This window comes from Dietzia sp. SLG310A2-38A2 (genome assembly GCF_014145095.1).
Classification (GTDB): Bacteria; Actinomycetota; Actinomycetes; order Mycobacteriales; family Mycobacteriaceae; genus Dietzia.
Map to the genome: position 1 here is coordinate 1 of NZ_JAALDX010000353.1, position 4,792 is coordinate 4,792.

4 protein-coding genes and 1 tRNA gene are annotated in these 4,792 nt (G+C 69.9%); all 5 read left to right on the top strand.

Features of this window, described 5'->3' with window-relative positions; all coding sequences use genetic code 11:
- Nucleotides 1-822, top strand: an 822-nt coding sequence (locus G6027_RS12615) for a UPF0182 family protein (RefSeq protein ID WP_182637483.1), incomplete at its 5' end; no start/stop codon positions are given.
- Between the two features lie 113 nt (nt 823-935).
- Nucleotides 936-1,012 (top strand) — tRNA-Met (locus G6027_RS12620).
- Nucleotides 1,013-1,241: 229 nt separating this feature from the next.
- Complete coding sequence (locus G6027_RS12625) at nt 1,242-2,339, top strand: alcohol dehydrogenase catalytic domain-containing protein (RefSeq protein WP_182637484.1); 1,098 nt, start codon at nt 1,242-1,244, stop codon at nt 2,337-2,339.
- A gap of 139 nt (nt 2,340-2,478) precedes the next feature.
- Entirely contained in the window at nt 2,479-3,951 is a 1,473-nt protein-coding gene (locus G6027_RS12630; RefSeq protein ID WP_182637485.1) for an aldehyde dehydrogenase, read from the top strand.
- A 10-nt stretch (nt 3,952-3,961) separates the two neighbouring features.
- On the top strand, nt 3,962-4,762 hold the full coding sequence (locus G6027_RS12635) for an enoyl-CoA hydratase-related protein (RefSeq protein ID WP_346995728.1): 801 nt from the start codon (nt 3,962-3,964) through the stop codon (nt 4,760-4,762).
- The last annotated feature ends 30 nt before the right edge of the window (nt 4,763-4,792 follow it).

Below are 4,792 nucleotides of genomic sequence, written 5' to 3' on the forward strand. Positions count from 1 at the left end.
TCCCCGCCCGCGGGCGGGCCGGCCGGCGGGCAGGCCGGTGCGCCGGCGGGTACGCAGGCCAACCGCGGTCCGGTGGACGGTCCGAGTCAGCCGCCGTACTACGTGGTGGTCTCCGATCCGACTGATCCCGAGTCGGACGAACCCTCGTTCCAGCTGATCTCCGCGTTCCGCGGATATGAGCGCGAGTTCCTCGCGGCGCACATGTCGGCGAGCTCGGACCCGGACACCTACGGCGACATCACGGTCCGCGTCCAGCGACCCACGGAGCCGCTGTCCCAGGGCCCGAACCAGGCTCAGGACATCATGATCGCCTCCCCAGCGATCGCCGAGGACCGCCGGCTGTGGGGTGAGACCGCGGAGATCACCGAGGGCAACCTCCTCGCGCTGCCGTTGGCCGACGACTCGGTCCTGTACGTGGAGCCCATCTACACCCAGCGCAAGGACCAGGACTCGGCGTTCCCGAGGCTGCTGCGTGTGATGGTCTCGTACGACCGCGCGGTGGGTTACGCGCCGACGCTGTACGAGGCGCTGCGTCAGGTGGGCATCGAGGCCGATCCGGACGTCGTGCGCATCGATGAGAGCGGCGAGGCCGAGGCCGAGGCCGAGGAGTCCGTCTCGCCGACAGAGGCGAGCGCACCGAGTCCGGCGACGCCCACCACGGGCGGCGGAGGTGACGACGCCGAACGGGCCACCGCCGTGCGAAACCTCAATCAGGCACTGAACGCGGTCCGCTCGGCCCAGAGCGGGGACCTGGCCGCGCTGGGACAGGCTCTTGAGGACCTGCAGGAGGCGGTGGATGCCTATCAGGCACTCGGGAACTGACCTGACCAGGGGATATGCCACCCCTGGTGTGAGTTAGGTCATGTCCCGTTCGTTTCGCGTCCACCGATTTGCCTTCCGCGGTGACTGGCACGTAGTGTCATAGACGCAAACGACGCGGGGTGGAGCAGCTCGGTAGCTCGCTGGGCTCATAACCCAGAGGTCGCAGGTTCAAATCCTGTCCCCGCTACCACGCACTGAGGCCCGGTTCCCTTCAGGGGAGCCGGGCCTGAGGTCATTTCGCGGGTGCCACCCGGAAACCACCGCCCGGAACCCTCCGTTCGAAGTCCACCGTCCCGACTCCACCGGCGATGTGACCATCCCTGCCGGGTGGCGATCTGGTCTAGTGTCCGACTCGCGTCACCTGCGCGCGTTCGTCACACCACGCCCCGAGGGGTGTCCAGATCTCGGAGGACCTCACCGTGAAGACCCGTGCCGCCGTCGTCGAGGGTCCGGGACAACCGTTCCGGCTCGTCGACCTCGACATCGACGACCCCCGGGCGGACGAGATCCTCGTCCGCATCAAGGCTGTGGGCCTGTGCCACACCGATCTCACGATCAAGGAGATGCTCCCGGCCGAGATGTTCCCCCGCGTCTTCGGACACGAGGGGGCCGGGGTGGTCGAGGCCGTCGGGCCGGACGTGGAGGGCGTCGAGGTCGGCGACCACGTGGTGATGAGCTTCCGATCCTGCCGTCGGTGCGCCCGGTGCGAGTCCGGTGAGGTCGGCTACTGCGACCAGACCATGGCGCTCAACTACATGGGATACCGGATGGACGGGTCGACCACGTTCCATCGCGACGGCGTCGATGTGGCCGGTTCCTTCTTCGGACAGTCGAGTTTCTCGGAGCTGGCGATCGGCTCCGCCGACAACGTCGTGGTGATCGACCCGACGGTCGACCTGGCCGTCGCGGCGCCGTTCGGCTGCGGATTCCAGACCGGAGCCGGCGCTGTCCTCAACACCATCGACCCCCCTCCCGCCTCGAGCATCGTCGTCTACGGCGCCGGGGCGGTGGGTCTGGCCGCGATCGCGGCGGCCAGGGCCCGGGGAGTCGAGACGATCGTCGCCGTCGACACACAGGACTCCCGTCTCGAGCACGCGGCCGGGCTCGGGGCGCTCGGGGTCAACCCCACACACCTCGCGGAGGACGGGCTCGTGGACCGCATCAGGGAGCTCACCGGCGGTGGCGCCACGGCGGGTGTCGACACCACGGCCGTGCCGCAGGTCATCACGCAGGCAGTGCGGGCCCTCGCGCCGCGCGGGACGCTCGTGGTGCTGGGCCTGGGGGCGCCCGTGTTCGAGCTGGACGCGGTGGACCTCATGCAGAACGGCAAGATCGTCCGGGGTTGCATCGAGGGGGACTCCGACCCGCTGACCATGATCCCGGAACTTCTGGGGATGCTCAGCTCAGGAACGCTCCCGCTCGACGGCCTCATCACCACGTACCGCTTCGATCAGATCAACGAGGCGGTCCGGGACGTGGTCGCCGGTGCCGTGGTCAAGCCGGTCCTCGTCTTCTGACCACTTCGGGCCGCGGCCCGAAGTGGAACTCGTTCTCGAAAACCCATCCGGACGGCGCCCGGCCTCCTACAGTAGACAGGTGTCTGTTCGCATGTCCGTTGCGACAGGATCCCACCCAGTGACTCCCAGGAGACCGCCCATGACAACCTCTCTCGACCGCGATGCCTTTCTGATCGGCACCGAGTGGCGTTCTCCCGCGACGGACAACGTCATCGAGGTGATCAGTCCCCACACCGAGGAGATGGTCGCCCGCGTCCCGGAGGGCTCGGTCGCCGACATGGACGCCGCCGTGGCCGCTGCACGAGAGGCGTTCGACTCGGGTCCGTGGCCGCGGATGAGTCCCCAGGAGCGGATCGAGGTGGTCGCCCGTCTCTCGGCCCTCTACGCCGCACGGCTGGACGACATGGCGACCCTGATCTCCACGGAGATGGGGTCACCGATCTCGTTCAGCAAGCTGGCCCAGGCCCCCGCCCCGTGGATGCAGATCGAGGCGTTCGTGAACATCGCCCGCGAGTTCCCGTGGGAGGAGACCCGGCCGGGCGTGCTCGGCGGCGAGGTGCTGGTCCGCCACGAGCCGGTGGGCGTTGTCGCGGCGATCCCGCCGTGGAACGTCCCCCAGTTCACCGTGCTGTCCAAGCTGATCCCGGCGCTGCTCACCGGCTGCACGATCGTGATCAAGCCGGCACCCGAGACCCCGCTCGACACCTACCTGCTGGGCGAGCTGCTGATCGAGGCCGGTGTTCCGGCGGGCGTGGTGAGCATCGTGGCCGGCGGCCGCGAGGTGGGGGAGCACCTGGTGCGTCACCCGGCGATCGACAAGGTGGCCTTCACCGGGTCCACCGCGGCGGGGCGGAAGATCGGGGCGATCTGCGGCGAGCAGCTCAAGCGGTGTTCGCTGGAGCTCGGGGGCAAGTCCGCGGCGATCGTGCTGGACGACGCCGACCTGGCGAGCGTCGTCGAGGGGATCAAGTTCCTCGGCGTGATGAACTCGGGTCAGGCGTGCGTGGCGCAGACCCGGATCCTGGTGAGCCGGGACCGGCACGACGAGGTCGCCCGGGCACTGGCCGAGGGGATCGGGTCGATGGTCGTCGGCGACCCGCTGGATCCCGCCACGGAGATCGGACCGATGGTGGCGCAGAGGCAGCAGGAGCGAGTGTCCTCCTACATCGAGCTCGGGCAGCAGGAAGGCGCTCAGCTCCTCACCGGCGGGACCGGCCGCCCGGACGGTCTGGACACCGGCTGGTACGTCCAGCCGACCGTGTTCGCCGGGGTCGACAACTCCATGCGGATCGCACAGGAGGAGATCTTCGGCCCGGTCCTGTCGGTGATCGCCTACGACGACGTCGACGACGCCGTCCGCATCGCCAACGACTCCGAGTACGGACTGGCGGGCACGGTGTGGACCGCGGACCGGGAGGCGGGGCTGGGCGTGGCCCGCCGGGTCCGCACCGGCACCTACGGGGTCAACACGTACACGATGGACTTCTCGGCCCCGTTCGGCGGTTTCAAGGCATCGGGGGTCGGCCGCGAATTCGGCCCCGAGGGCCTGGCGCAGTACACCGAGGTCAAGTCCGTCTACCTCGGCGAGCCCGCGCCCGCCGGCGACGCCTGATCCCGCCGTGGTGGGGGACGGGGCGCCGCCGCTGACGGTGCGAGACGCCGACCGGGTCCGCACACTGACGCTCGCGCGCCCGGAGGCGCTCAACGCGTTCGACGAGGCCCTGTACGACGCGCTCACCGTCGCGTTGCACGAGGCGTCGGACGATCCGACGGTGGCGGTGGTGCTGCTCACCGGGCAGGGCCGGGCGTTCAGTGCCGGGACCGACCTGGTCGAGATGGCCGAGCGGGTCACCAATCCCGATTTCGTCCCCGGCGAGCACGGGTTCATCGGCCTGATCGACGCCCTGGCCGGGTTCGACAAGCCCCTGGTCCTGGCGATCAACGGGCTCGGCCTCGGGATCGGCACGACAGTCATCGGGTTCGCCGACCTGGCTTTCATGGCCGAGGACGCCCGGCTCAAGTGCCCCTTCACCAGCCTCGGGGTGGCGCCCGAGGCCGCCTCGAGCTACCTGCTCCCTCGGCTCGTGGGTCGGCAGAACGCCGCCTGGGTGTTGCTGTCCTCGGAGTGGATCAGCGCCGCCGAGGCCCACGAGATGGGTCTGGTGTGGCGTCTGTGCGCTGCAGACGAGCTGCTGACGGTGGCCACCGAGCACGCCACGCGGCTGGCGAGATTGCCGATCTCGAGTCTGCGGGCGGTCAAGCGGACGATGGTCGAACCCCTGGCCCGCCCGATCGCGGAGGCACGCGAACGCGAGAACCAGTGTTTCGCCGAACTCATGGGCGGGCCCGCGAACTCCGAGGCGCTGACCGCGTTCGCCGAGGGGCGGCCCGCGGACTTCACGGCGCTCCCCGACGGGGCCTGACGGCGGGGGTCCCGCCCGCCTCGAGGCCGG